The organism is Streptosporangium carneum, assembly GCF_027922005.1.
In the GTDB taxonomy this organism is placed as follows: Bacteria; Actinomycetota; Actinomycetes; order Streptosporangiales; family Streptosporangiaceae; genus Streptosporangium; species Streptosporangium carneum.
Genome location: NZ_BSEV01000001.1, coordinates 564,754 through 587,944, shown reverse-complemented (window position 1 = coordinate 587,944; position 23,191 = coordinate 564,754). Strand labels below are relative to the sequence as shown.

The window sequence follows — 23,191 nt, the reverse complement described above, 5'->3', positions numbered from 1 at the left end:
AGCTGTATAGCGGCCAACAGGGCTACATGTCAGGCACGGTCAGCAGTAGCTTCGCCGTGTGGCTACCGATGAGGAGCGGTCGCGCTGGGTCGTGCACGGTGAGCGACTGATCTATGACAACCGGGGGATCCGGCTCGGGCTCGTCGATGTCGAGATCCCGGACGGGGAGCGGTTCGAGCATCACGCGGTGCACCTGGACCGGGCGGCGATCGCCGTGGTGGTCGACGAACGGGACCGGGTGCTGCTGATGTGGCGGCACCGGTTCCTGGCCGACCGATGGGGCTGGGAGTTGCCCGGCGGCCTGATCGACGCGGGTGAGGAGGCCATCGACACGGCGGCCCGGGAGGTGGAGGAGGAGACCGGGTACCGGGTCAAGGAGATCGAGCACCTGCTCACCTATCAGCCGATGGCGGGCATGGTCGACTCCGAGCACAACCTGTTTCTCGCCCGTGGGGCCGAGCTGGTCGGCAGTCCGACCGGGGAGATCGAGGCGGATCTCGTCGAGTGGATTCCGATGGCGCAGATCCCGGACATCATCGCCCACGGGGACATCTGGACTTCAGGGACGCTGATCGGTTTGTACGCCGCCCGGGATCGGCTCAACTCAGGGCGCGCCTGACGGCCTTGGTGAGTTTCTCGATGCGGCGGCGTTGGCGGCGTGAGCCGATCATGGTCGCCAGTTGCCGGGCTCGCTGGATGTGGGGTTGGGCTGCCTCGGCTTCGCCTTGGGCGAGGAGGGCGTGGGCAAGGTCGCAGCGGACTCCGGATTCGGCGCGGTTGTAGGTGCCGTCCATCCCGGCCAGGGCTGAGCGCAGGTCCTCGACGGTGCCGGGGTCACCGAAACGCACCAGGCAGTTACCGTGCCAGCGGGCCAGGTGGTGGGCGTCCAGGGACAGGTACGGCAAGGCGCACAAGGCCGAACACCTCGGTTACGCCGGACGCCGCGTCCTGCTCTCCGCAAGTGGTCGAACAAGACCCTGCGCGACCACAAGGCCGACCACCGCGCCTGGGTGCTCGACATGCTCGGTCTACCCGCCGACGACACCGCCACCGACCCGCACCGCTACATCTGGCGGCCCGTCTCGACCAAGGACCCGCCCCGCACCCCGCTGCAGGTCCGGCTGCTGCGCGGCGTGGCCAACCGCCACCGAACCCGCGCCCGCCTCGACGAACTCCGGGCCAGAGCCGACGGCAGACCCGTCCTTGATCTTTCGGCAACCACGGCGCTGAGGGAGGCGGCATGAACAAGAACCGCGACGAGCTCATGACCTGCCGGAGATCCTCAACAAGCTCGGCGGGGTGTCCCGGCGCGCCTTCTACCGCTGGCGGAAGATCGGCCACGCTCCCCAGGACCTCAAGCTCCCGAACGGCGAGATCCGCGTGTGGCGCAGCGAGGTCACGACCTGGCTGGAATCCCTCCGGGAGGCCGCGTGATCACCTCCTATGACGTGAAGTTCTGGGAGGTGCGGCGTAACCAGTCGAGTAAGACCGCCTCTTACGAGCTCTTACAAGGTCCGCTGGAAAGTAGGCGGCCGTCAGAAGTCGAAGACGTTGCGTACGAAGGCTCTCGCCGAGAGCTTTCTCTCCGACCTCCGCCAGGCGGCCAAGCGGGGTGAGGCCTTCGGCCCGGAAACCGGGTTACCCGTCTCCATGACCAAGGTGAAGAACGCGGTCACGTGGTTCGCCTTCGCCTGGGCGTACGTGGACATGAAATGGCCTCATGTCGCGGCCAAGACCCGTGACAGCCTCACTGACGCACTGGCAACTGTCACCCCCTGCTCTCGTCGATGAGAATGCGCCCGGTAAGCCTGAGCCGCTCGTTCTCCGGGAGGCTCTGCGAGAGTACGCGCTTCCTCCCGCCACCCGGCAGGTGAAGCGCCCGGAAACGATTCGGTCGGCCCTTATGTGGCTTGAGCGCCATTCCTTGTCCGTGCACGCCCTCTCCAAGGTGCGTAACGTACGGCTCGGCCTGGACGCGCTGACGCTCAACCTCGACGGTGGGGCCGCCGCTGCCACCACGATCGCCCGGAAGCGGTCGGTCTTCTACAACGCCCTGCAGTACGCCGTGGACCTGGAGGAGCTGGCCTCCAACCCGATCGGCAAGGTGAAGGCGTGGAAGCCGCCGAAGGTCCGGGAGGTCGTGGACCGGCGGGTGGTGGTCAATCCTGTCCAGGCTCGGGAACTGCTGACCGCGGTGACCTACGTGGGCCGCCTCGACCGTGGCCGGCACCTGCGGGGCTTCTTCGCCTGCCTCTACTTCGGCGGTCTGCGCCCGGCCGAGGCCCTCGGGCTGCGCAAGCAGGACTGCCGCCTTCCCGAGACCGGCTGGGGGCGGCTCGTCCTGGCCAAGTCCAAGCCACAGGCGAACAAGAGGTGGACCGACAGCGGGCAGGCTCATGACGACCGGGGCCTCAAGCACCGGGCCGAGGACGAAGGGCGACCGGTGCCCATCCCGCCGGAGCTGGTGGCGATCCTGCGGGAGCACCTCGACGAGTTCGGCGCGCACGAGGACGGCCGACTGTTCCGGACCTCGCGTGGCGGGGTGATCTCCATCGGGACCTACTGCGAGACGTGGAAGGCGGCTCGACTTCTGGCGCTGACTCCCGAACAGCAGGTGTCCCCTCTGGCGGCCCGGCCGTACGATCTACGACACGCGGCTGTGTCGCTCTGGCTCAACGCCGGGGTGGCGGCCCCCGATGTGGCTGAGCGGGCGGGGCACGGGGTGGACGTGCTGCTCAGGGTCTACGCCAAGTGCATCGACGGGGGTGTGGAGGTCGCCAACCGGCGAATCGAGGATGCACTCGCAGCATGATCGCACCTACGCTCAAGGGTCCCTTCACCACGGGGCCTTTCGCTCGGAACGAAGGGGGCAGGGGTTCGAATCCCCTCATCTCCACCGGGGCACGGCCTGGTTCCAGATGATGGAGCCGGGCCTTTTCGCTGTTCGGAAGCCATGCGGTTGATTCGCTGCCAGCCTGTCGCCAGCGGGCTGGCACGGTGAGGATTAAATGCCTTCGGTCCCTATCACCGCTTCTATAGGGTTTGGCCCCGTGCATACCCCCCGTATCGCCCTGCTGGCCGGGGCGCTGGCCGGTCTACTGTTTACCGGCACTGCCCATGCCGGCACCGGCGCCGCTGGCGTACCTGTTCCCACCGGCACTGAAGCACTGACCCGCAACCCGCTGTACCGCAGCGGCAAGCTAACGGTGCCCTGCGGCCACCAACTGGAGGACTCCGGCAGCTTCACCGCCGCCAAAAAGCACCTGACAGCGATGCTGAACTGCTTGGACGCCTCGTGGTCTGCGCAGCTGAAGAAGGTCGGCCTACCGTTCAAGAAGCCGAAGATCCGGTTCATGGCAAAGCCCAGTCGCGCGTGCGGGTCGGCCTGGGGCAAGAACGTCACCGGCCGCTACTGCGACAACGGCCGGCAGTTGGTGATCCTGATCAGCGACTACGCCATCACGGACCCGGCCGACCCGGTGACGCTGCACCTCATCGCGCACGAGTATGCCCATCACCTTCAGAATCTCACCGGCATGGCAACCGCCTACCAGAACATGCCGGCCCGCACCAAAGCTCAAGCGTTGACACAGAGCCGCCGTTTGGAACTGCAGGCCGACTGCCTGGGGGCGGCGTTCATGGGCAGCGTCTGGGCCTCACAGGAGTACCAGGACAGGGACTGGAAGGACGTCGTGGACCTCTACCGGCAGAGCGGCGATGAGGAGGTCAACAAGGAACGCAGCCACGGCACTGGGAAGAATCGGGTCGCCTGGCTGCAGAAGGGGTTCACCGCCGCCTCCCCGGCCGCGTGCAACACCTGGACCGCGCCGGCATCCCACGTTGCCTGACGGCTGGTTTCCCATGACGAGGGAAGGCGGGGAAAGCACTCGCACCAGCCAACGGTTTGGGATGTCTGAGGTACGGCCAAGCCCTTCGGACTGAGCGACAACGGCCATGGACGTAGCCGGACGACCTTGGACTCCCAAGAACCGTTTCTCCGACGTCAGATGGTGTCGGTCACGGTCCGGGATCCGGCGACTTGGCTTCGCGTCGAACCGGCACGTCTCATCGGGTTTCACAGCGTGACCTGGGGAAACGTGACCAACATCATTCCGCGTATATTCCGCGAGCACCGGCCGAGGGGTGCTCACGGTGGCGTACGGCTGCGCAGCCCCGAAACGACTAACGGCGCCCCACCGAGGGAAAACCCCTGGTCAGACGCCGTTTTCGGAGGTTGGCGGAGAGCGTGGGATTCGAACCCACGAGGACCGTCACCGGCCCTAGCGGTTTTCAAGACCGCCGCCATCGTCCACTAGGCGAGCTCTCCTGGGCGACACGCGATAAGAACGTGTCAGATTGCACCTTAGTCTCTCACTGCTCCGGGCGTGCCCGGGACTCGGCGGACGCCCCGTCTCCGTTTCGGGGGCGGGGCGTCCGCCGTATCGGGACTCAGGGTTGCTGACCGGCGAAGCCATCGCCGACGGAGGCGGCCAGGCGGAGGTAGGAGTCACGGGTCGCGGGTTGGAGCCTGTCCAGTTCGATCTCGGCTCCCTCCTCCAGATGGGGGTCGTAGGGAATGCGGATCACGGCCCGGCAGCGGGCTGCGAAGTGGGCTTCGAGGCGGTCGAGGTCCACGGTGGACTTCGACCGGGGGCGGACGCTGCACAGCACCACCGTGGCGGAGCGGACCAGTTCCTCGTAGTGGTGGGCTTCCAGCCAGTCCAGGGTCGCCGAGGCGGCGCGGGCGCCGTCTACGGACGGTGAGCTCACCAGGACGAGCTGGTCGGCCAGGCCGAGGACGCCGGACATGGCCGAGTGGAGCAGGCCGGTGCCGCAGTCGGTGATGCAGATCGAGTAGAAGTTCTCCAGGACCTGGGCCACCGACTGGTAGTCGGAGGAGCTGAACGCCTCGGAGACCGACGGGTCGCGATCGGAGGCGAGGATCTCCAGGCGCGAGGGAGCCTGTGAGGTGAAGGCCCTGATGTCGACGTAGCGCTTGATCTGCTGGCGCTCGTTGAGCAGGTCGCGGACCGTGGCGGAGGTTTCGAGCTCCACCTTGTCCGACAGGGTGCCGCGGTCGGGGTTGGCGTCGACCGCGATGACCCTGTCGCCGCGGGACTGGGCGAGGGTCGCGCCGAGCCCGACCGTGGTGGTGGTCTTTCCGACGCCGCCCTTCAGGCTCAGTACGGCGACGCGGTGGTGGCCCGTCGCGACGGGGGTGCGGGCGCGGGCGACCAGTTCGCGGCGGCGGCGGGCCTCGGGGGACTCACCGGGCTTGATCAGTCCGGCGGACGCCTTGTAGATCAGCCTGCGCCAGCCGCCGGACGGCGCGTTGCGACGTCCTCTGAGCAGCGACTCGGGGTCCAGGCTGTCGGCTGACGGCCTGCCTCCTGAGGCCTGCCGGGACGGGGCGCTGAAAGCGGGCGGCGGGGCCGAGTGACGGCGGCGAGGCTGGTACGGCTCCCGCACCGGCTCGGCCGTGTCCCTGCTGGGGGCGAAGGGTGTCTCCCGCTCGGGCGCGGAAGGCGTCTCCGGGACGAAGGACTTGTCCTGGCCGGGGGCGAAGGTGGTGTCCCTCTCCGAGGTGAAGGAGGCTTCCCTGTCTCCTCTTGTGGACCTGTCCTGCTTGTCCGGCCCCCCTGACCCGCCCTGCTTGTCCGGTCTGCCCGGCTCCTCCTGGGTGAAGGGCCCGCCTCGCTGCCCGAAGGGCTTGTCCTGACCGAAGGGGCTGTCCTGGCCGAAAGGCCTGTCCCAGTTCCGGTCGAAAGCCGGAGCGGCGGCAGGAGCCGGAGAGGGCTCCGCGCCGAACGCCCCTGTGCCGCTCTTGGAGGAGCGCTCAGGCACCGCCTCCTTCGGCGCGTCGGCGCCGAAGGAACCCGTGGTCCGGAACGACTCCGCGGCCTCGGGCTCGGCACGCTCAGGACGGCCGGCATGCTCGGCGCGTTCGGCATGCTCAAGGCGCTCAGTGCGCTCAGTGCGCTCAGTGCGCTCAACGCGCTCAGGGGCACGCTGGGGCGGCTCCTCGGCCGTCAACGGCGCGGCGGCCTCGAACACCGAGCCGCCACGGTCCTGCTCACCGCTCGCGAACGCGGACTGGTCGCGTTCCTGATCGGTGTCTCTGAAACCGAACCTGCCGTGGGCGCGGTCGGGCTCGGCCTCAGGAGAGCCGGACGGGGCGCGCTCCTGACCGGCGTCGTCCTGCTCGAAACCACCGAAGCCGAACCGGTCGCGATCGGGGCCGCTGTCCGCGGGTGTGAACCGCTCGTGGACGGAGGTCGTGCCGCCGGGTGTGAACGCCCCCGACTCGGGGGCCGAGGGTCTGAACGGTTCGAGTTCGGGCTCGCGCGGAAGGTCGCCGCGGGAGCCGTGCGGGCCGTGGGAGGCGTCGGGCCCGTGCGGCTGGTCGGGCCCGTGGGAGGAGCCGGGCTCTGACATGAGCTCGGAGCCTCGTGAAAGACCCGGCTCAGGTGAGAGGCCGTGGTCGTGCGACGTCTCGGAGCCGTGCGACACGCCGGGACCGCGCGACTCCGCGTCGACCAGAGGAAAGGTCTCCGACGCGTCGAGCGGACGGTGGGGTTGTTCGAACAGACCGCGGGACCGCTCGGGCTCGGGCTCGATGTACGGCGTGCGGGCTTCGGGCTCGGCGAACTCGCCGACGGTGTGACCGTCCGTGAGCTTGCCCGTGGAGTAGTCGTCCGCGTCGTCCGCCTCGTAGCGGGGCAACGGCTTGAGGGGAGCGAGGAAACCCTCGTCGTCCCGTGAGGGGGCCGATGTCGCGGGAGGCACGGTGAAGGAGCTCACCGGCCCCGACGCCTCCATCCAGTCGGCCGCGTCGGCGTCCTCGGCGGACAGGCCCGGCACGGCCGTGGCCGTGCCCGGGAGGTCGCGGGAGGAGTCGGCGGCCGTGCGGAACAGCGATGACGACGCCGCGTCAGGCTCGGCGGGCACCGAGCTCCAGGGGTCCTTCGGATATGGCGAAATGACGGCGTCGTCCATCGAACCGCTCTTTAACGCGATGGAGGGCGCCTCCTCCTGTTCCTTGATAGCGTCGAGCCAGGCAAGCTGTTCCTCGAGAGATTCCTCACGATCGTGTCTTGCCACCGTGTTCCCCCTCGGGATGGGCGTAAAAGGGCAGCAAACACATAGCAGGTTAACGCCCTGTGTTCTCGTCAATGCTGGCAACCACCAAGTTGATCCCCAGCGGATAGCTTTGGAGACATGCACGCCATCGTGATCGATAAACCTGGCGGACCCGAGGTGCTGGACTGGCGGGAGGTCCCCGATCCCCGTCCTGAGCCGGGCGAGGTCCTCGTCGACGTGGCCGCCTCCGCGGTCAACCGGGCCGACATCCTGCAGAGACAGGGGCGCTACAACCCTCCGCCCGGGGCCTCGCCGTACCCGGGGCTGGAGTGCTCCGGGGTGGTCGCCGAGGTGGGTTCGGACGTCGAGGGCTTCAGGGTCGGTGACCGGGTGTGCGCCCTGCTGGCGGGCGGCGGCTACGCGGAGCGGGTCGCCGTGCCGTGGCAGCAGCTCATGCGCGTGCCCGACGGCGTGGACCTGGTCGAGGCGGCCGGGCTGCCCGAGGTGGCGTGCACCGTCTGGTCCAACGTGTTCATGACCGCGCGGCTCAGGAAGGGCGAGACGCTGCTCGTCCACGGCGGCGCCAGCGGGATAGGCACGCTGGCCGTGCAGCTGGCGAAGGCGTTCGGCTCGCGCGTGGTCGTCACGGCGGGATCCGCGGAGAAGATCGCCCGCTGTCTGGAGCTGGGAGCGGACGAGGGGATCGACTATCACGGGGAGGACTTCTCGGAGAAGGTCCAGGCCGACGTCATTCTCGACATCGTCGGCGGTCCGTACCTCCAGAAGAACGTGAGAGCGCTCAGGAGCGGCGGCAGGCTCGTCGTGATCGGCATGCAGGGGGGCTCCAGGGGAGAGCTGGACCTGGGTGCGCTTCTGGCGAAACGAGCCTCGGTGCACGGCACCACGCTGCGTGCGCGTCCTGTCGACGAGAAGGGGGTCATCGTGCGCGGCGTCGTGGAAAACGTCTGGCCCCTGGTGGATGCGGGAGTGGTCCGCCCGGTGATCCACTCTCGGGTGCCGATGGACGACGCCGCGGAAGCTCACCGGATCCTGGAATCCGGGGAACACGTCGGCAAAATCCTGCTAGTAAGTTGAGGACTATGAACGCTGAGGAGAGCACCCCGCATGTAGTGGTCGTTGGCCCTCAGGGGGTCACGACCGAGGAGGACGGCGAAGGGCGCTCTGTCGCCGACCTGGTCGAGCAGCCCGCCAAGGTGATGCGCATCGGCAGCATGATCCGCCAGCTCCTCGAGGAGGTCAGGGCGGCTCCGCTGGACGAGGCCAGTCGCAAGCGGCTCAAGGAGATCCACCAGAGCTCCATCAAGGAGCTCGAGGACGGTCTGGCTCCCGAGCTGGTCGACGAGTTGGAACGGCTTTCGCTTCCCTTCACCGAGGACGGCAACGGCACCCCGCCCAGTGAGGCGGAGCTGCGGGTCGCCCACGCCCAGCTGGTCGGCTGGCTCGAGGGGCTGTTCCACGGGATCCAGACGACGCTTTTCGCCCAGCAGATGGCGGCCCGCGCCCAGCTGGAGAACATGCGCAGGGCGTTGCCGGGTGGAGTGTCCCTGTCGCAGGAGGGCCAGCAGGGCAGCTCGGGCCCCTACCTGTGATCGGGCAGGGCTCCTGACCGCGGTCACCCGGTGCGAGCCCCTGACCACGAACCCCTGACGAGTCCCCGCCGAGCCCCTGACCGCGCGTCTCCGGCTGTGTCTCGGCGCGGTCTCCCGTCCATGAGGCCCCTGGCCGTGAGGCGTGGGCCTCTGGCCGGGGAGCCCGTGCGAGCCTCCTGGCCCCGAGCCTCCTGACTGTGAGCCGTGGGCTGTGGGCCTCCGCCCCTGCGAGCCTTCTGGCCGTGAGTCGTGAGCCGTGAGCCTCCGCGAGCCTTCTGGCCGTGCGCCGTGCGCCTCCGCGAGCCTTCTGGCCGTGAGTGGCCGTGAGTCGTACGGGCTCCCGCCGACGGGCCCGAGCGGTCCCTGGCCGCTCCGTGGGCCACCGGCCCTCAACGGCCCCGGAGACCCCGGCGACCGCGGAAGCGGGAAAGGTCCCGGGAAGCGGCCGTGAGGCGCGGGTGAGGGGGCCGCTCGAAGGTCGGCGAATGCCTGCCCGAGAGGAGTTCGCGGGCGTCGACCGCAGCGGGTTCGGGATCACTCACCGTAAGGCTCGGTGTCACCTGCCGTAAAGGGCCGCCACTTGCCACAAAAGGGGCTACTTACCGTAAAAGGGACGTTATCCATCGTAAACAACTGTCAATCACTCGCTGTAAAGGGTTTCGAGGACCCTGGCGACCCCGTCGTCGTCGTTGGCCGCCGTCACGTGGTCGACCGCGGCCAGCACCTCCGTATGGGCGTTGGCGACGGCGTAGGAGGTGCCTGCCCATCTCAGCATCGGCAGGTCGTTCGGCATGTCGCCGAAGGCGATGACCTCCGAGGGCGTGATGTCCCCGTCCTCGGCGAGGGCGGCCAGGGCGGACGCCTTCGTCACGCCGTGGGCGCTCATCTCGATCATGGCGCGACCGCTGGAGTGGGTGGGCGTGACCAACTCGCCGACCAGCCCCTGCACCGCCGCCTGCAGGATGTCGGCGTCCATCCCGGGGTGCAGGGCCAGAAGCTTGGCGCACGGCCGCGAGATGAGCGCGTCCGCGTCGACCTGGACTCCCACCCCCGTCATGAGGTCGAGGCGGCCGGGACGGAAGGCGGCCTCGTGGGCGAACCCGCCCTCGTACTCCACGGAGAACACGAGGTCCGGCACCTTCTCGCGGAGCCGCCTCACGACCTCCTCAAGGACGTCTGTGGCGATGAGATGAGATTTCACGACCTGCTCGGTGTGCAGGTCGTAGACCAGCGCGCCGTTGGCGCATATGGCCAGCCCCCGGTGCCGTACGGCTCCCGCGACCGTGTGCATCCACCTGGGCGGACGTCCCGTCACGAAGACCAGCGTGGCCCCCGCGCCCTCCACCAGGGCGAAGGCCGCCGCGGTCCGGGGGGAGACGGTGCCGTCGGAGCGCAGAGCGGTGCCGTCGAGGTCTGTGGCGACGAGCCGGGGGCATCCCATAACAGGCTCCAGTCTGCACTGTGATGCGACGGACACCACCCCCGGGATCCGTCTCGGAGGAATCTTCCTCGTGGCGGGAACACGACCGCGCCAGATAGTGTTAGATGTGATGGCGTTGTATTAGCTGAATCCCGTTGTGAAAACCAGTTTGACTGAACCACCCCGGGGCCCGCTGTACGACACATGGGGTTCATGAGGTGTGAATCCCAAAGTTTCAAATCCTGAGGGAGAGCTTTAATGGCTCAGGGAACCGTCAAGTGGTTCAACGCTGAAAAGGGCTTCGGCTTCATCGCACCGGACGGCGGTGCACCGGACGTGTTCGTGCACTTCTCCGAGATCCAGGGCAACGGCTACCGTAGCCTCGAGGACGGCCAGCGGGTCGAGTTCGAGATCACGCAGGGCCAGAAGGGTCCGCAGGCCTCGCAGGTCCGCGCCGTCTGACGCATAGACCTCTGGTAGAGGAGTAAGGCGGGGTTCGCTTCGAGCGAACCCCGCCTTGCTCCTTTTTCGGGCTCTATCCGACCTTTCAGGCCTCTGTCGGGGCTTTCCGGCGCCGCAGGGACCGGCGGGCCCGCCGGATCCCGTTCGGCCTCTCGGAGCCCCCTTCGAGGCCCTCCGCCCCCCGCTTGGCTCTCTGAAGCCCCCACGGCCCTCAGACGCCCCCTCTCTCACCCAAGCCACTCCCAAGGCCGAACACACCCCCACGAGCCCCTACGGGCCCTCACAGGGCCACGCGGCCCGCCGTGAGCCCCGCCCGCGTGCCGCCGCCGAGGCCCGGGCGTCCGCGAGGTTCCGTCTCAGCGGTAGACCAGGCCTGACAACCGCCAGGCGAGAGCCCTGCGGAAGGCCGGGCTGAGCGCCAGGGCCCGGAGAACCAGGTTCCTGGCCGGGCGCAGGCGTCTGTTCATGTTGGCCAGTCGCGACAGACGCCCCGCGAACGCGACGACCTGCCTGGCGACCGGGCGGCGCGCCTCCGCGTAAACGTCCAGAGCCGCCTGGTCGCCCCTGAGGGCCGCCGTGAGCGCCGAGCCCAGCGCGGTGGCGTCCTGGATGCCGGTGTTCATTCCCTGGCCCCCCGCGGGGCTGTGGACGTGCGCGGCGTCCCCGGCCAGCAGCACCCGTCCCGCGCGGAAGGCGTCGGCCACCCGGTGGTGGATCCGGAACCGCGACCCCCAGACGACCTCCCGCACCACGACCCGGCCCCTCTCGGGCCCCCGGCCGTCCAGCAGTTCCTGGACGAACGCCGCATCCGGCCTGGCCGGCGCCTCGTCCACGATGGAGACGATCCGGTGAACGCCGCCGGGCAGCGGGGCGACCACGACCAGCCCTGCGGGTGAGAAGTAAAGGACGACCTCGTCTCCCGGCAGGTCGCCGGTGAGACGTACGTCGGCCAGGGTGAACGACTCGCCGTACTCCCCGCCGGTGAACCCGACGCCCGCCTGCTCACGGACGGTGCTGTGCATGCCGTCCGCGCCGACCAGGTACTTCGCGGTGACGGTCGCGCCGCCGGCGAGCACCGCGGTCACCCCCCGGTCGTCCTGGGTGAGGCTCTCCAGGGTGTACGGCCTGGCGACCCGGCCGCCCAGCTCGGTCAGGCGCTCCAGCAGGACCCGCTCCGTGACCGCCTGGGAGACCATCAGCGTGTAGGGGTAGCGGGTCGGGAGGTCGTCGAACGCGACCGGCACGAGCGTCCTGTCCCGGTCCCTGATCGTGAACCGGGGGGCGTGGACGCCCAGGGCGGTCAGCCGCTCCGAGACGCCGAGGCCCTCCAGGACCTCCAGCGTCCTGGCGTGGACCACGGCGGCCCTGGAGGTGTTGGCGCCGGCCGCCTGGCCGTCGACGACGGTCACGTCGACCCCCTGTTCGACGAGGGAGAGGGCGACGGTGAGGCCGGTCGGTCCCGCGCCGACGACGAGGACGTCCGTGGTCTCGGGAAGCGTCTCGTGGAGCGTCTTGGGAAGCGTCTCGGGCATCTCAACCTCCGCAGCTATGTCAACACATGTTGGCCAACGCCTGTTGACACAACAGTGCCCCTCCGCGAGATGGATGTCAACACATGTTGGCCTACACTTGTTGACATGAGGAGATCCTCCGAGGACACCAAGGCCGCGATCCTGGCGGCGGCGCGGGAACGCTTCGCCGCCGACGGCTTCCAGGCGGCCACCATCCGCGCCATCGCCTCCGACGCGGGAATCGACCCGGCCATGGTGATGCGCTACTTCGGCAACAAGGAGAAGCTGTTCGCCGCCGCCGCGGACTTCGACCTGAGGTTGCCCGACCTGACGACGATCCCCCGCGACGAGGTGGGCAGGGCGCTCGCCGGGCACTTCATGGACCGCTGGGAACAGGACGAGGGCATGATGATCCTGTTGCGCACCGGCGTGACCAACGAGGCCGTGGCCGAGCGCATGCGCGACATCTTCGCGGGCCAGCTCGGCCCCCTGATCGCCGGGATCGGCGACGCCGCCCGGCCGGCGCCGGTCAGGGCGGGCCTCGTCGCCACCCAGGTCCTCGGCATGGCCCTGTGCCGCTACGTGCTCCGCCTGCCGCCCGTGGTCGCCATGTCACGCGAGGACGTCGTGGACTGGCTGGGACCCACCCTCCAGCGATATCTCGTGGGTGACGCGCACACGGCGCCCTCGGCGGCGTCCCGTGGGTGACGGGCACGACACAGCCTGATCACGAGGGACGCGCCGTCCGAACCAGGCCCGGGAGCGAGGCGTCTATCCCGGCATGAGGCATCCTTCCGGCTCTGCCCTGCCCTGGCTCGGCCATCCCGTCACCGTGATCGCCGTCTTCGTGCTGCTGGTCAACGACCACGTGCTCAAGGGCCTCTGGCCCGGACCGGTCACCGGCAAGTTGAGCGACGTGGCGGGCCTGTTCGTGGCTCCGCCCCTGCTCGCCCTGGTCCGTGTCCCTCCCCTGGCCGCGACGGTCGCCACCGGCGTCGGCTTCGCCCTGGTCAAGTCCACGGAGGCGGGGGCGGCTCTCGCCTCCCACGCCTGGTCCCTGCTCGCGGGGCCCTCCCGGGTGCTGGCCGACCCGTCCGACCTGGCCGCCCTGCCCGCGCTCGGCCTCGCCTGGCTGGTCTGGCGCCGCTGCCGCTCCGGCCACGCCGTACGGCGGGCCCGCGCGCTGATCGTCGTCCCCGTCGCCCTGGTCGCGGTGACCGCCACCTCCCAGGCGACCCCACCGCCCTCGGCCGTGTCGGCTCTGGCTGACAGCGAGGCGATCACCGTCTTCCTCGACTACGACTCCCACGGGAAGGTCGTCTCTCGCGACGGTGGCCGGACCTGGAACAGACGGCCGGACCCCACCTCCTCTCCGGCCCCCACCCCCACCCCGATCCCCCAGGGGGCGACCAGCGCCTGCCTGCCGGACGAACCGCGGCACTGCTACCGCGTCGCCCCTCCGCGCATGGCCGTGGACGAGTCCCTGGACGGCGGGACGAGCTGGAAGACGGTGTGGGGGGTGACTCCGGGGCGGGAGGAGGTGCTGCGGCGACACGACGACGAGCGCCACGGGTCACTGTGGCAGGGCTCTTCGAGCCTCGCGGTCCAGTCCCGGCCAGACGGGCACGTGGTGGTGATGACTAACGGCTCCGACGGCATCGCCGTACGGGACGTGCGGGGAACCTGGCGGCGGCTCGGCTTCTCGGCCGAGGGTTTCTCCGAGGAGGCCGCGACCCCGCTCCACGCGCCGGACCTCGATCTGACGCCGGAGTACGTCTCCGGCCTCTTCGCCGGTCTGCTCGGCTTCCTGCTCTGCCTGTCCATGGCACGCCGTCACGAACGACGGGTCAGCGGCCTGTCCGTGGCCGCCTGTCTCCTGGCCTCGCTCGGGTTCGTGTGGAGCGTCACCGGTTTCGCCCCGCTGGTGCTCCTCGGCCTCGCCTGCGCCTTCCTCGCGGTGTGCCTCGCGGCCACGGCGGCGGCCAGGTCGCGCGTGTCCGTCCTGGCCTGGCTCGCTCCCGCCGTCACGGCCGTCTGCACGGCGCTCACGATCCGCCTGATCTTCTCCGGCTGGAGCTCGGGCGTTCCCGACGACTACTCGACGGCGACGTTCCTCGCCTGGATCGTCGGCGGCGCCGGGGTCGTGGGGTCCGCCGCCATCGGCTGGAGGGCCGCGAGAGTCCCGGGCGCCGCCTCGGCCCCGGCTCCGTCCACCCCCGGAGACGTGAACGCGAAGCCCCGCACCACTCCCGAGACGTGAACGCCGAGGGCCCACGCCGACGTACGGCGTGGGCCCTCGGCGTCAGGCGCGACCCTGACCGCGGAGTGCTACTTGACCGGCTCGAGGACGTCGAGGCCGACGTAGGGGCGCAGGGCCTTGGGGACCTCGACGGAGCCGTCGGCCCGCTGGTGGTTCTCCAGGATGGCGACGATCCAGCGGGTGGTGGCGAGGGTGCCGTTCAGCGTGGCCACGTGCTGGGGCTTGCCGCCGGAGTCGCGGAAGCGCACGGCGAGGCGGCGCGCCTGGAAGTCGGTGCAGTTGGAGGTCGAGGTGAGCTCGCGGTACTGGCCCTGGCTGGGCACCCACGCCTCGCAGTCGAACTTCCGCGCGGCGCTCGTCCCGAGGTCTCCGGCGGCGGTGTCGATGATCCGGTAGGGCAGCTCGACCTTGGCGAGCATCTCCTTCTCCCAGTCGAGCAGACGCCGGTGCTCCTGCGCCGCGTCCTCGGGACGGCAGTAGGAGAACATCTCGATCTTGTCGAACTGGTGGACCCGGATGATGCCCCGGGTGTCCTTGCCGTACGACCCGGCCTCCCTGCGGAAGCAGGAGGACCATCCGGCGTAGCGGTACGGCAGCGCCGAGCCGTCGAGGATCTCGTCGGCGTGGTAGGCCGCCATCGGCACCTCGCTCGTGCCGACCAGGAACAGGTTCTCCTCCGGCAGGTGGTAGACCTCGCTCGCGTGGGCGCCGAGGAAGCCGGTGCCCTGCATCGACTCCGGCTTCACCAGCACCGGGGGGATCATCGGGATGAAACCCGCCTCGATCGCCTGCTGCATCGCCATGTTGAGCAGCCCGAGCTGGAGTCTGGCGCCGACGCCCTTCAGGAAGAAGAACCGCGAGCCGGAGACCTTCGCGCCGCGCTCCATGTCGATCGCGCCGAGCAGCTCGCCGAGCTCCAGGTGGTCACGCGGCTCGAAGTCGAAGACCGGCTTCTCGCCGACCTCCTCGAGCACGACGTAGTCGTCCTCGCCGCCGTGGGGAGCGCCCTCCTCGACGAGGTTGGGCACCGTGTAGAGCAGCCCGTCGAGCTCCCCCGCGAGCTTCTCGGCCTCGGTCTCGGCCGACTTGACCTGCACGGCGAGGTCCTTGGCCCGGTCGAGCAGCGCCGCCTTCTCCTCTCCCGAGGCGCGGGAGACCGACTTGCCGATGCTCTTCTGCTCGGCGCGCAGCGTCTCGAAGCGACTCAGCGCGCCGCGCCTGCGCTCGTCCAGGTCGAGCAGCGTTTCGACGACAGAGTCGTCCTCACCGCGGGCACGCTGCGACGCCCGTAGCCGGTCGGGATCCTCACGAAGGGTACGCAGGTCAATCACAGAACAAGGCTACCGACGTACGGCTCGCGCCCGCGCCCCTATTACCCCCTTCAGGTGTCATGCCCTCCGGTCCGCGCGCCCCGTCCCCTTTCGGCCCCGCGTTTCGCGGGAGCTCAGACCTGACCGCCGCGGATCCTGGCCAGCCAGCTCGCGGCCTCGGCGAAGTCGTCGTCGGCCGTGCCCCGCTTGATCTGCGGCGACAGGCCGTCCGCCCGCGGATAGCTGCCGAGGAAGCGCACGTCCGAGCAGACCCGGTGGAGCCCGGAGACGGCCTCGCCGACTCTGGCGTCGGCCACGTGGCCCTCGAAGTCGAAGTGGAAGAAGTAGCGGCCGATGCCGTCACCGGTCGGACGCGACTCGATGCGGGTCAGGTTGACGCCGCGCACGGAGAACTCGGTGAGCATCTCCAGCAGCGCGCCCGGGTGGTCGTCGGCGAGGAAGGCGACCAGGGAGGTGCGGTCGGAGCCGGTGGGCTCGGGCAGCGCCCCCGGACGGGCCACCCGGACGAACCTGGTCACGGTGTCGGAGCGGTCGCCGACGTCGGAGGCGAGCTCGACCAGGCCGTAGTTGTCTCCGGCGATGCGCGCCGCGATGGCCGCGTCGTACGGCGAGTCGGGCAGCGAGACCTCCTGGGCCGCCGCGGCGGTCGAAGGGGCCGAGACCACCACGGCGTCGGGGAACTCGCGGGCGGTGAAGTTGCGGCACTGGGTGATGGCCGCCGGATGGGTGAAGATCCGCTTGATGTCCCGCATGCGGGTGCCGGGCCGGACCAGGAGCGAGAACTCGACGGGCAGCAGCAGCTCGGCGACGATGAGCAGCGGCTCACCCCGGGCGAGCTCGTCCAGGGTGCTGGTGATGCCGCCCTCGAGTGAGTTCTCCAGCGGGACGACGGCGCCGTCGGCCTCGCCATGACGGGCGGCGTCCAGCGCGGCGCCGACGTTGGCGCTCGGCAGACGCTCGGCGTGCGGTGCCAGGATCCGCAGGGCCTCCTCGGTGAAGGTGCCCTCCGGTCCCAGGTAGGCGAGTCTGGGCATGCCTCCCAGGCTATCCGGCGCCTGTCCGAAAGTGTGCGCGAAATTGCATATTCGGGCAGCTCACCGTCGACCGGCGGGCCCGCGGTCCAGGGGGATCGCCGGTTCGGAAGGCTGCGGGAAAACTCTCCTGCGCCTCGGCAGCCACACCCCGAGCAGCCAGACCAGGACGAGCGCGCCCAGCCCGAACCCGTTCTGCACGATCTTTCCCAGCACCGGGCTGAGCACCGGCACCTCCGCCGCTTTGATCGACACTCCCCACCAGGGGATCGGCAGCACGTAGTAGAGCCAGACCCCCGCGGCGACCCGGATCCGCACCGGATCCCGCCCGTCGCCGACCAGCGCGCCGAGGACCACGACCACCCAGGCCAGGTGGTGGATCCAGGCGACCGGCGACAGCAGGACGGCCATCAGGCCGACGAGCGCGACCGCCGTCATCGTGTGCCCGTCGAGCAGCGCCCTGCGCGCGTGGCGGAAGCCGTACCAGGCGACGACCGCGACCAGTGCGAGCCACAGCAGGCTGGTCAGCTGGTCGGGCAGGTAGAGCCGGATGAGCATGCCGCGCATGGACTGGTTGGTGGTGGCGGCATTCGCGCCGAGCCGCTCGGGGTCGAACAGCGCGCCGAACCAGAAGTCGGCGGCGTCGCCCGGGATCACCAGGAACGGCAGGAGGGTCAGCAGGGCGGCGGTGAAGGCCGCCATGAGGAAGGCCCTGCGCTGTTCCGGGCGCGCGCCGGGGCCGAAACCGGTGATGAGCAGGTAGACCAGGAAGACGCCCGGGGTGAGCTTGACCGCGGTGGCCAGGCCGATCAGCATGCCGCGCGGCCACACCGGCCTGCGCGCCACGCAGTCGGCCAGGCAGAGCGCGACCAGCAGGATGTCCACCTGACCGAAGCGGACCTGGTCCCTGATCGGCATCAGATACGTGCAGGCGACCGTCAGGAACGCGAACACCGCCGGCAGCCCGAGGCCGCCGGGCAGCCGGGAAACGCCTTTCCGGTACGGCGCGCCGCCCCGCCCTGACGCCTCCCCCCGCCCCCCGCCGGGGACGCCCGCGCCCCCCGGGTACGGCACGGCCGCCCTGTCCAGGAAGGCGCGGAAGGCGTGCCCGACGGTGACGGCCAGCGCCGCGAAGACCCCCGCCGTCCACACCCACTGCGCCAGCGGCCACGACATCACCGCCAGCGGGACGGCCAGCATCGCCGCGACCGGCGGGTAGGTGAACGGCAGGAGCTGCGGCGCGGGTGTGACGAAGTCGTAGACCGGTCGCCCCCCCAGGAGGGCCTGCCCCCCGGTACGGTACACATCCAGGTCGACCAGACGCTGGTCGTCGGCGTTGCCCAGCCACTGAAGCACCAGCGGGGCGACGGCCACCGCGACGAGCAGCAGCGCGAGCGGCCACGTCCACGGTGGCCGCCTGGTCGTGGTCACCTCGCCAGTCTTCACGACCAGGCAGGTTACCGTGGGCCTGGAGGAAACCGCCGCCAACGGGTACGGATACGGGGGAACCGAATGGGTTCGGCGCACGGCGGTCGGCATGACGACCGACACGCCGCTCAGCACACCGTCACTCGGAAAGCCGCTCGGCGCACCGACGGGCACGCCGGTCCTCTCTCCGTTCCGCGCGCCGAGGCCTGGCGCGCGGGCCCGCACGGCACTCCGCGTCCCGCCCGGCGTGTCGCCCCGTCTCCCGCCTGGCGTGTCGCGCTGGTCGCCCTCCTGCTGTCGCTGTCCGGGCTCGCCGGGCTTCTCGGCGCGGGCACGGCGGTCGCCGACTCGGCGGCGAGGGCGCTTCCCGCCAGGGTCGTGGTGGTCGGCGTGCCCGGCCTTGAGTGGAGCGACCTGGACCGGACGCGGACGCCGAACCTGTGGAGGCTCGTGGACGAGGGCGGCGCGGCGTCGATGTCCACCAGGGCGGTGCCTCCGCCGACGCGGAGCCTCACCTGCCCGGTCGCGGGCTGGCTGACCGTCTCCGCGGGCCAGCGGGCGGGCGCTCCGGGCTCTGCCTGCGAGCTGCCCGCGCCGCCGCTTCCCGCCCCGGACGGCGGGGCGAGCGTGCCCGGCTGGTCCGCGCTCGTGACGTACAACGCCACCCAGACCTCCTACCGGCCGGTGCTCGGCCGGCTCGGCCAGCTCACCGTCGACGCCGGGGGGAAGGTGGCCGCGGTCGGGCCGGGAGCCGCCCTCGGCGCCGCCGACAAGTCCGGAAAAGTCGGTAAATACGCGGCTAGCGTTGAGGCGCTCGGCGACCTCGCGCCGTACCGGCTGGTCACGGTCGAGATCGCCGACCTCGCCAGGGTGTGGATCGCGCGGGGCGTCGACGCCGGCGGCGCGCCGGTCGGGCTGACCGGCCAGGCCAGGCAGGACGCGGTCGTGAGCGCCGACGGTCAGGTCGGCGCGCTCCTGGCCCGGCTGCCGCAGGGGAGCACGGTCCTGCTCGCGGGTCTGTCGGACGCCGAGGCCTCGGCGCACCTGCACGTGGCGATCGCCCACGGCCCCTCGGCCGACGGCGCGCCGTACGCCCACGGCTACCTGAGCGCCTCCTCGACCCGGCAGGACGGGCTGGTCACCAACACCGACCTGACGGCGACCGCGATCGGCCTGCTCGGCCTCGAGACCCCGAACGGCGTCGTCGGCCACCCCTGGCGAAGCGCGGGGTCCGGCGGGGAGCCGACCTCGGCCATCGTGGGGAACCTGGCGGACGAGGACCTGGCCAGCCAGGTGCTGCGCAGGGTGCAGGGGCCGTTCTTCGCGGTGTTCGTCAGCGTGCAGATCCTGTTCTACCTGCTGGCCGCCTTCGCCGTCCGGCGGGGCTGGGGCGGCTCGCGGGCGCTGACGGCCACCAAGGGCGTCGCGGCGGTCGGCGGCGCGATCCCGATCGCGACCTTCCTCGCCCAGCTCGTGCCCTGGTGGACGTTCCCCGCCCCGATGGCGTCGGTGATCCTGACCATCCTCGGCATCGCCTGCGCGGTCGCCGCGATCGCCTTCGCGGGACCGTGGCGGGCACACGTCCTCGGCCCGCTGACCGCGGTCGCCGCGATCACCTCGCTCGCCCTGCTGGCCGACGTGATGACCGGCTCCAGCCTTCAGGTGAACGCCGTCACCGGCTACGAGCCCGTCACCGGCGGGCGCTTCTACGGCTTCAGCAACATCGCCTTCGCGGTCTACTCCGCGGGGACGATCCTGGCCATGGCGGGGATCGCCCAGTGGCTGATCTCCGCGGGACGGCGTCCGCTCGCGCTCGCGGTCTGCGCGCTCTACGGCGGGCTCGCGGTCTTCGCGGACGGCTGGCCCGCGTGGGGAGCCGACTTCGGCGGAGTCCCCGCCTTCCTCGTCGGGGTGGCCGTCTTCCTGATCCTGCTGGCGGGAAAGCGGGTCTCACCGGTCAAACTCGCCCTGGTCGGCGTCGCGGGCGCCCTGCTGATCGGCGCGATCGCGGTCGTCGACTGGCTCAAGCCCGCGGGCCAGCGCACCCACCTGGGCGCCTTCGTGCAGCAGGTGCTGGACGGCGAGGCCTGGACGGTCGTCGGCCGCAAGTTCGGGGCGATGGTCGGCGTCACGGTCGGCAACTGGTCGCTGACCCTGCTCTCGCTGGTCGCGCTCGCGTTCCTCTTCCTGGTGCTCGACCGTCCCTCCCGGTGGGGGGCCTCCGCGCTCGACCGGGCCTACTCGCTCGCCCCGCCGCTGCGCGCCGGACTGATCGGCGCGCTGGCCTGCGCGCTGATCGGGTTCCTGATGAACGACTCCGGCATCGCGATCCCGGCGATGGCGCTCACGGTCGCGGTGCCGCTGACGCTGACCGCCTGCGTGCGCGCGCTCCAGCTCTCGCAGCCCACCACGCCAGCGCGACCGTCAGCGCGAGCAGAGACCACGGCACCGCCCGTTCCCTGACCACGGTCTTCAGCCAGGACAGGTCCTCGGGGCGCATGGCCTCCCTGGCGGGAAGGTAGCCCAGGGACAGGACGACCACTCTCGCGATCATGAAGCCCTCCAGCGCGGGCCACGAGGCCATGGCCAGCAGCGCGAAGGCCAGCCCGTCGTACCAGGGCAGCGCGTACGTCGCGGCGAACAGCCAGGCGACCACGATCCCCGCGGCGACGACGGGGGCGGTGTCCCGGGGCGCGGCCCGCAGGATCAGCCAGGCCAGGACGACCATGAGGAGCAGCGAACCCGTCTGGGTCCAGGCGGAGTACGAGCCCGATCCGAACAGCTCCTGCAGCCCGACCTTGACGAGGTACCACGGCGTGCCGAACGAGACCTTCTTGCTGGCCGCGCCGACCTGGTCGAACACGTGCGATCCCGCGAGGCCGTAGATCACGAGCACGGTCGCCGTGGCCGTCCCCGCGACGACGGCGAGCCTGCCCGGCGAGCGGCGCAGCTCCCACGCGGGGCCGAGCGCGACGAGCCCGGCGTTCAGCTTCACCCCGATCCCCACGCCGAGCAGCAGCCCCGACGCCGCCCCTCTGGCCGTGAGGGCGGCGACCATGCAGGCCACGGCCAGGGTGTCGACGTGCATCCCCGCGGCCAGGTGGTAGATCATCAGCGGGTTGGCCGCCCAGAGCAGCGCCGCCCGCCGGCGCAGGTCCGCGTCTCCCCTGGTGAAGCGGTCGATCAGCAGCGCGGTCCCGACGAACGCGGCCGCGTTGACCAGAGCCATCACGAAGACCGTGAGCCTGACCGAGTCGCCGCCGACGAAGCTCGCCAGTGCCTGTACGGCGGTCGCGACCGGGCCGTAGACGCTGGTCACCCCGGTCCACTCCTCCACGGCGCCGAGCACGGGATCGGCGGGAAGCGCGGAGGGGGGCGTGACGTAGGGGTTCTGCCCGAGCGTGACCAGGCGGCCGTAGGCGGCGTAGTTGAGATGGTCGGGCGAGCCGGAAGGCGGCAGGAACGCCAGCAGCACGGCCGCCGCACAGCCCGCCACGAGCGGCCATCGCGGATCGGGCCTCCACCGGGAGCGCAGAGCGCCCGCCAGCCCCGCTCCGCCCAGCACGATCGCGACCGCGGCCATGGCGATCACCAGATGCCCGTCGGGACGCGCCTGGAACGAGTAGGGCGGCTGCCAGGAGGGCCCCGCGAGCCCCGGGACCATGGTCGACGGCCCGAGCAGCCCGATCAGGATCGTCAGCCCGACGGACAGCCCGACGGCCGCGAACGCGACGACGTCGAGCCCCCGCGGCGTGTCACGCGCGGGAACCCGCGTGTCATCGACTACTGACGCTTCCCGAGTCACCCGCAAATTCCAGCACATCCGGCACGGTGCCCGGCCCGTCCCCGCCCAAGGTGGCCTACCTGCGGACCAGCAGGGCCCATGCGACGTCGCGGAACTGCCTGGCCCGGTGAAGCTGGGCCTTCCAGTCGGTGCCGGTGGCCCGGTGCGCCATCTCCACCTCGACCTCGCGGACGCGGAACCCCTTGCGGATCAGGTCGATCGTCAGAGCCGTCTCGACGCCGAACCCTCGGGCCAGCGGACGCGCGGCCTCGAAGGCCGCCCTGGTCAGGCAGCGCTGACCGTTGAGCGGCTGGGCCGGGGTCCAGCCGGTCGCGCGTTCGATGCCCTGGCGTGCCAGCTTCACCACGAACCCGTGACCGCCCAGCTTCACGCGGGTGACGAACACGGCGACGGTCATGTCGGCCTCGCCCGCCTCGACCGGTTTGATCAGGGCTTCGGCCGCCCGCGCGGTCTCCCCCAGATCGGCGTCGAGGAAGAGCAGGTGGCGGGGGGGCCCACCGTCGAGCAGGCGTACGGCCTCCGCTCCGCTCTCCATGGCGGCGGCCTTGCCCCGGTTGCGGCTGTGCCGTATGACACGGGCTCCGGCGGCCTTGGCCACCCGGCCCGTCTGGTCGGCCGAGCCGTCGTCCACGACCATGACGAGGTCGACGCCGGACAACGCCAGGGCCGCGGCCACGGTCGCGCCGATCCGGTCGGCCTCGTCCTTGGCCGGGATGATCACCGCTGTCCCGGTCATGCTTGGCGCTTGACCGTCAGCAGCTTCTCGGGCACCGTCTCGTGCACGGTGAAGACCGAGTCGAGGCCGGTGACCTGAAGAATCTTACGGACGGCGGGTCTGGGCGCCGCCAGTTCCAGGACGCCGCCGCGTTCTCGCAGCCGCTTGAGCGCGGACAGCAGCACGTTCATCCCGGTGGAGTCGCAGAACTCCACGCCGGACATGTCGATGACCACGTGTGTGGCCGGGCTCTCCTGGAGCAGCCGAGTGAACTCGGCCTGCAGGCCAGGCGCGGTGTACAGGTCGATTTCCCCGACAATGACCATGACGGTGTGCCCGGCATGTGATCGAGTTGAGACTTTTAGCTCCACAGCGGGCACACTAGCGGCGCGAAGGCCACTGGTCACGTTCTCTCGCCCAACCACGAGTCGTCGGCCCTTTGTCCCCCGTTTAGGCCTCATGAAAACTCTGAGTGCGCGAAACTTGACTCTGAGCAACACCGGCTTAGCCGGAAAGGGGGGAGACCCGGAACCTCCCG

At 70.5% G+C, this 23,191-nt stretch carries 22 protein-coding genes and 2 tRNA genes; 11 read left to right on the top strand and 13 right to left on the bottom strand.

Going from position 1 to position 23,191, the window contains the following annotated elements:
- The first annotated feature begins 58 nt into the window (after positions 1 to 58).
- Entirely contained in the window at positions 59 to 619 is a 561-nt protein-coding gene (locus PKF00_RS02810) for an NUDIX hydrolase (RefSeq protein ID WP_271215726.1), read from the top strand.
- On the opposite strand, the gene PKF00_RS02805 is transcribed toward PKF00_RS02810, so the two are convergent.
- Positions 600 to 914, bottom strand: a complete 315-nt coding sequence (locus PKF00_RS02805; RefSeq protein ID WP_271215725.1) for a hypothetical protein — start codon at positions 912 to 914, stop codon at positions 600 to 602. The genes PKF00_RS02810 and PKF00_RS02805 overlap by 20 nt on opposite strands.
- 105 nt (positions 915 to 1,019) lie before the next feature.
- Here PKF00_RS02805 and PKF00_RS02800 point away from each other — a divergent pair, with 105 nt between their 5' ends.
- Together PKF00_RS02800 and PKF00_RS02795 are read left to right on the top strand one after the other, a co-directional pair.
- Positions 1,020 to 1,244 carry a hypothetical protein gene (locus tag PKF00_RS02800; RefSeq protein ID WP_271215724.1) on the top strand — a complete coding sequence of 75 codons (225 nt, stop codon included), beginning with the start codon at positions 1,020 to 1,022 and terminating at the stop codon, positions 1,242 to 1,244.
- Between the two features lie 55 nt (positions 1,245 to 1,299).
- On the top strand, positions 1,300 to 1,434 hold the full coding sequence (locus tag PKF00_RS02795) for a helix-turn-helix transcriptional regulator (RefSeq protein WP_271215723.1): 135 nt from the start codon (positions 1,300 to 1,302) through the stop codon (positions 1,432 to 1,434).
- A 101-nt stretch (positions 1,435 to 1,535) separates the two neighbouring features.
- Here PKF00_RS02795 and PKF00_RS02790 read toward each other — a convergent pair whose 3' ends face one another.
- Both PKF00_RS02790 and PKF00_RS44585 read right to left on the bottom strand, forming a co-directional pair.
- Positions 1,536 to 1,709, bottom strand: coding sequence for a hypothetical protein (locus tag PKF00_RS02790; protein WP_271215722.1), 174 nt, complete (start codon positions 1,707 to 1,709; stop codon positions 1,536 to 1,538).
- A 59-nt stretch (positions 1,710 to 1,768) separates the two neighbouring features.
- Positions 1,769 to 2,506: a hypothetical protein gene (locus PKF00_RS44585; RefSeq protein ID WP_344925659.1), complete on the bottom strand. Its 738-nt coding sequence runs from the start codon at positions 2,504 to 2,506 to the stop codon at positions 1,769 to 1,771.
- 255 nt (positions 2,507 to 2,761) lie between these two features.
- Here PKF00_RS44585 and PKF00_RS02780 point away from each other — a divergent pair.
- Together PKF00_RS02780 and PKF00_RS02775 are read left to right on the top strand one after the other, a co-directional pair.
- A tRNA-Pro gene (locus tag PKF00_RS02780) sits at positions 2,762 to 2,896 on the top strand.
- Between the two features lie 154 nt (positions 2,897 to 3,050).
- Positions 3,051 to 3,848: a neutral zinc metallopeptidase gene (locus tag PKF00_RS02775; RefSeq protein ID WP_271215721.1), complete on the top strand. Its 798-nt coding sequence runs from the start codon at positions 3,051 to 3,053 to the stop codon at positions 3,846 to 3,848.
- A 387-nt stretch (positions 3,849 to 4,235) separates the two neighbouring features.
- On the opposite strand, the gene PKF00_RS02770 is transcribed toward PKF00_RS02775, so the two are convergent.
- A tRNA-Ser gene (locus tag PKF00_RS02770) sits at positions 4,236 to 4,327 on the bottom strand.
- A 122-nt stretch (positions 4,328 to 4,449) separates the two neighbouring features.
- The gene (locus PKF00_RS02765) at positions 4,450 to 6,996 is read right to left on the bottom strand and encodes a MinD/ParA family ATP-binding protein (protein ID WP_271215720.1); all 2,547 of its coding nucleotides are present in this window, start codon (positions 6,994 to 6,996) and stop codon (positions 4,450 to 4,452) included.
- Positions 6,997 to 7,218: 222 nt separating this feature from the next.
- Between PKF00_RS02765 and PKF00_RS02760 the strand changes: the two genes are divergently transcribed.
- Positions 7,219 to 8,175, top strand: a complete 957-nt coding sequence (locus PKF00_RS02760; protein WP_271215719.1) for an NAD(P)H-quinone oxidoreductase — start codon at positions 7,219 to 7,221, stop codon at positions 8,173 to 8,175.
- 5 nt (positions 8,176 to 8,180) lie between these two features.
- Positions 8,181 to 8,690 carry a bacterial proteasome activator family protein gene (locus tag PKF00_RS02755; protein ID WP_271215718.1) on the top strand — a complete coding sequence of 170 codons (510 nt, stop codon included), beginning with the start codon at positions 8,181 to 8,183 and terminating at the stop codon, positions 8,688 to 8,690.
- Positions 8,691 to 9,330: 640 nt separating this feature from the next.
- On the opposite strand, the gene PKF00_RS02750 is transcribed toward PKF00_RS02755, so the two are convergent.
- Positions 9,331 to 10,131, bottom strand: a complete 801-nt coding sequence (locus PKF00_RS02750) for an HAD family hydrolase (protein ID WP_271215717.1) — start codon at positions 10,129 to 10,131, stop codon at positions 9,331 to 9,333.
- A 237-nt stretch (positions 10,132 to 10,368) separates the two neighbouring features.
- On the opposite strand from PKF00_RS02750, the gene PKF00_RS02745 reads away from it, so the two are divergent.
- Positions 10,369 to 10,572 (top strand): cold-shock protein, encoded by a 204-nt coding sequence (locus PKF00_RS02745; protein WP_012886943.1) that lies wholly within the window; start codon positions 10,369 to 10,371, stop codon positions 10,570 to 10,572.
- 356 nt (positions 10,573 to 10,928) lie between these two features.
- Here the strand turns inward: PKF00_RS02745 and PKF00_RS02740 are convergent, their stop codons facing one another.
- Positions 10,929 to 12,104, bottom strand: coding sequence for an FAD-dependent oxidoreductase (locus PKF00_RS02740; RefSeq protein WP_271215716.1), 1,176 nt, complete (start codon positions 12,102 to 12,104; stop codon positions 10,929 to 10,931).
- Positions 12,105 to 12,209: 105 nt separating this feature from the next.
- Here PKF00_RS02740 and PKF00_RS02735 point away from each other — a divergent pair, with 105 nt between their 5' ends.
- On the top strand, positions 12,210 to 12,791 hold the full coding sequence (locus PKF00_RS02735) for a TetR/AcrR family transcriptional regulator (RefSeq protein ID WP_271215715.1): 582 nt from the start codon (positions 12,210 to 12,212) through the stop codon (positions 12,789 to 12,791).
- A gap of 73 nt (positions 12,792 to 12,864) precedes the next feature.
- The gene (locus tag PKF00_RS02730) at positions 12,865 to 14,343 is read left to right on the top strand and encodes a hypothetical protein (protein ID WP_271215714.1); all 1,479 of its coding nucleotides are present in this window, start codon (positions 12,865 to 12,867) and stop codon (positions 14,341 to 14,343) included.
- Positions 14,344 to 14,411: 68 nt separating this feature from the next.
- Here the strand turns inward: PKF00_RS02730 and serS are convergent, their stop codons facing one another.
- The 3 genes from serS to PKF00_RS02715 form a co-directional block, all read right to left on the bottom strand.
- Positions 14,412 to 15,674, bottom strand: a complete 1,263-nt coding sequence (gene serS / locus PKF00_RS02725; RefSeq protein WP_271215713.1) for a serine--tRNA ligase — start codon at positions 15,672 to 15,674, stop codon at positions 14,412 to 14,414.
- Positions 15,675 to 15,787: 113 nt separating this feature from the next.
- Positions 15,788 to 16,708, bottom strand: a complete 921-nt coding sequence (gene pheA / locus PKF00_RS02720; RefSeq protein WP_271215712.1) for a prephenate dehydratase — start codon at positions 16,706 to 16,708, stop codon at positions 15,788 to 15,790.
- Between the two features lie 60 nt (positions 16,709 to 16,768).
- Complete coding sequence (locus tag PKF00_RS02715; RefSeq protein ID WP_271215711.1) at positions 16,769 to 18,151, bottom strand: glycosyltransferase 87 family protein; 1,383 nt, start codon at positions 18,149 to 18,151, stop codon at positions 16,769 to 16,771.
- A gap of 66 nt (positions 18,152 to 18,217) precedes the next feature.
- Here PKF00_RS02715 and PKF00_RS02710 point away from each other — a divergent pair, with 66 nt between their 5' ends.
- Entirely contained in the window at positions 18,218 to 20,596 is a 2,379-nt protein-coding gene (locus PKF00_RS02710) for a hypothetical protein (RefSeq protein WP_271215710.1), read from the top strand.
- Here PKF00_RS02710 and PKF00_RS02705 read toward each other — a convergent pair.
- From PKF00_RS02705 to PKF00_RS02695, 3 genes are read right to left on the bottom strand one after another with little or no spacing between them, the layout of a single operon-like run.
- Positions 20,478 to 21,938 carry an MptA/MptB family glycosyltransferase gene (locus PKF00_RS02705; RefSeq protein WP_271215709.1) on the bottom strand — a complete coding sequence of 487 codons (1,461 nt, stop codon included), beginning with the start codon at positions 21,936 to 21,938 and terminating at the stop codon, positions 20,478 to 20,480. The two genes, PKF00_RS02710 and PKF00_RS02705, sit on opposite strands and share 119 nt — an antisense overlap.
- Positions 21,939 to 21,993: 55 nt before the next feature.
- Positions 21,994 to 22,674, bottom strand: a complete 681-nt coding sequence (locus PKF00_RS02700; RefSeq protein ID WP_271215708.1) for a glycosyltransferase family 2 protein — start codon at positions 22,672 to 22,674, stop codon at positions 21,994 to 21,996.
- Positions 22,671 to 23,024, bottom strand: coding sequence for an STAS domain-containing protein (locus PKF00_RS02695; protein ID WP_271215707.1), 354 nt, complete (start codon positions 23,022 to 23,024; stop codon positions 22,671 to 22,673). The genes PKF00_RS02700 and PKF00_RS02695 overlap by 4 nt, the downstream gene beginning before the upstream one ends.
- Positions 23,025 to 23,191 lie beyond the last annotated feature (167 nt).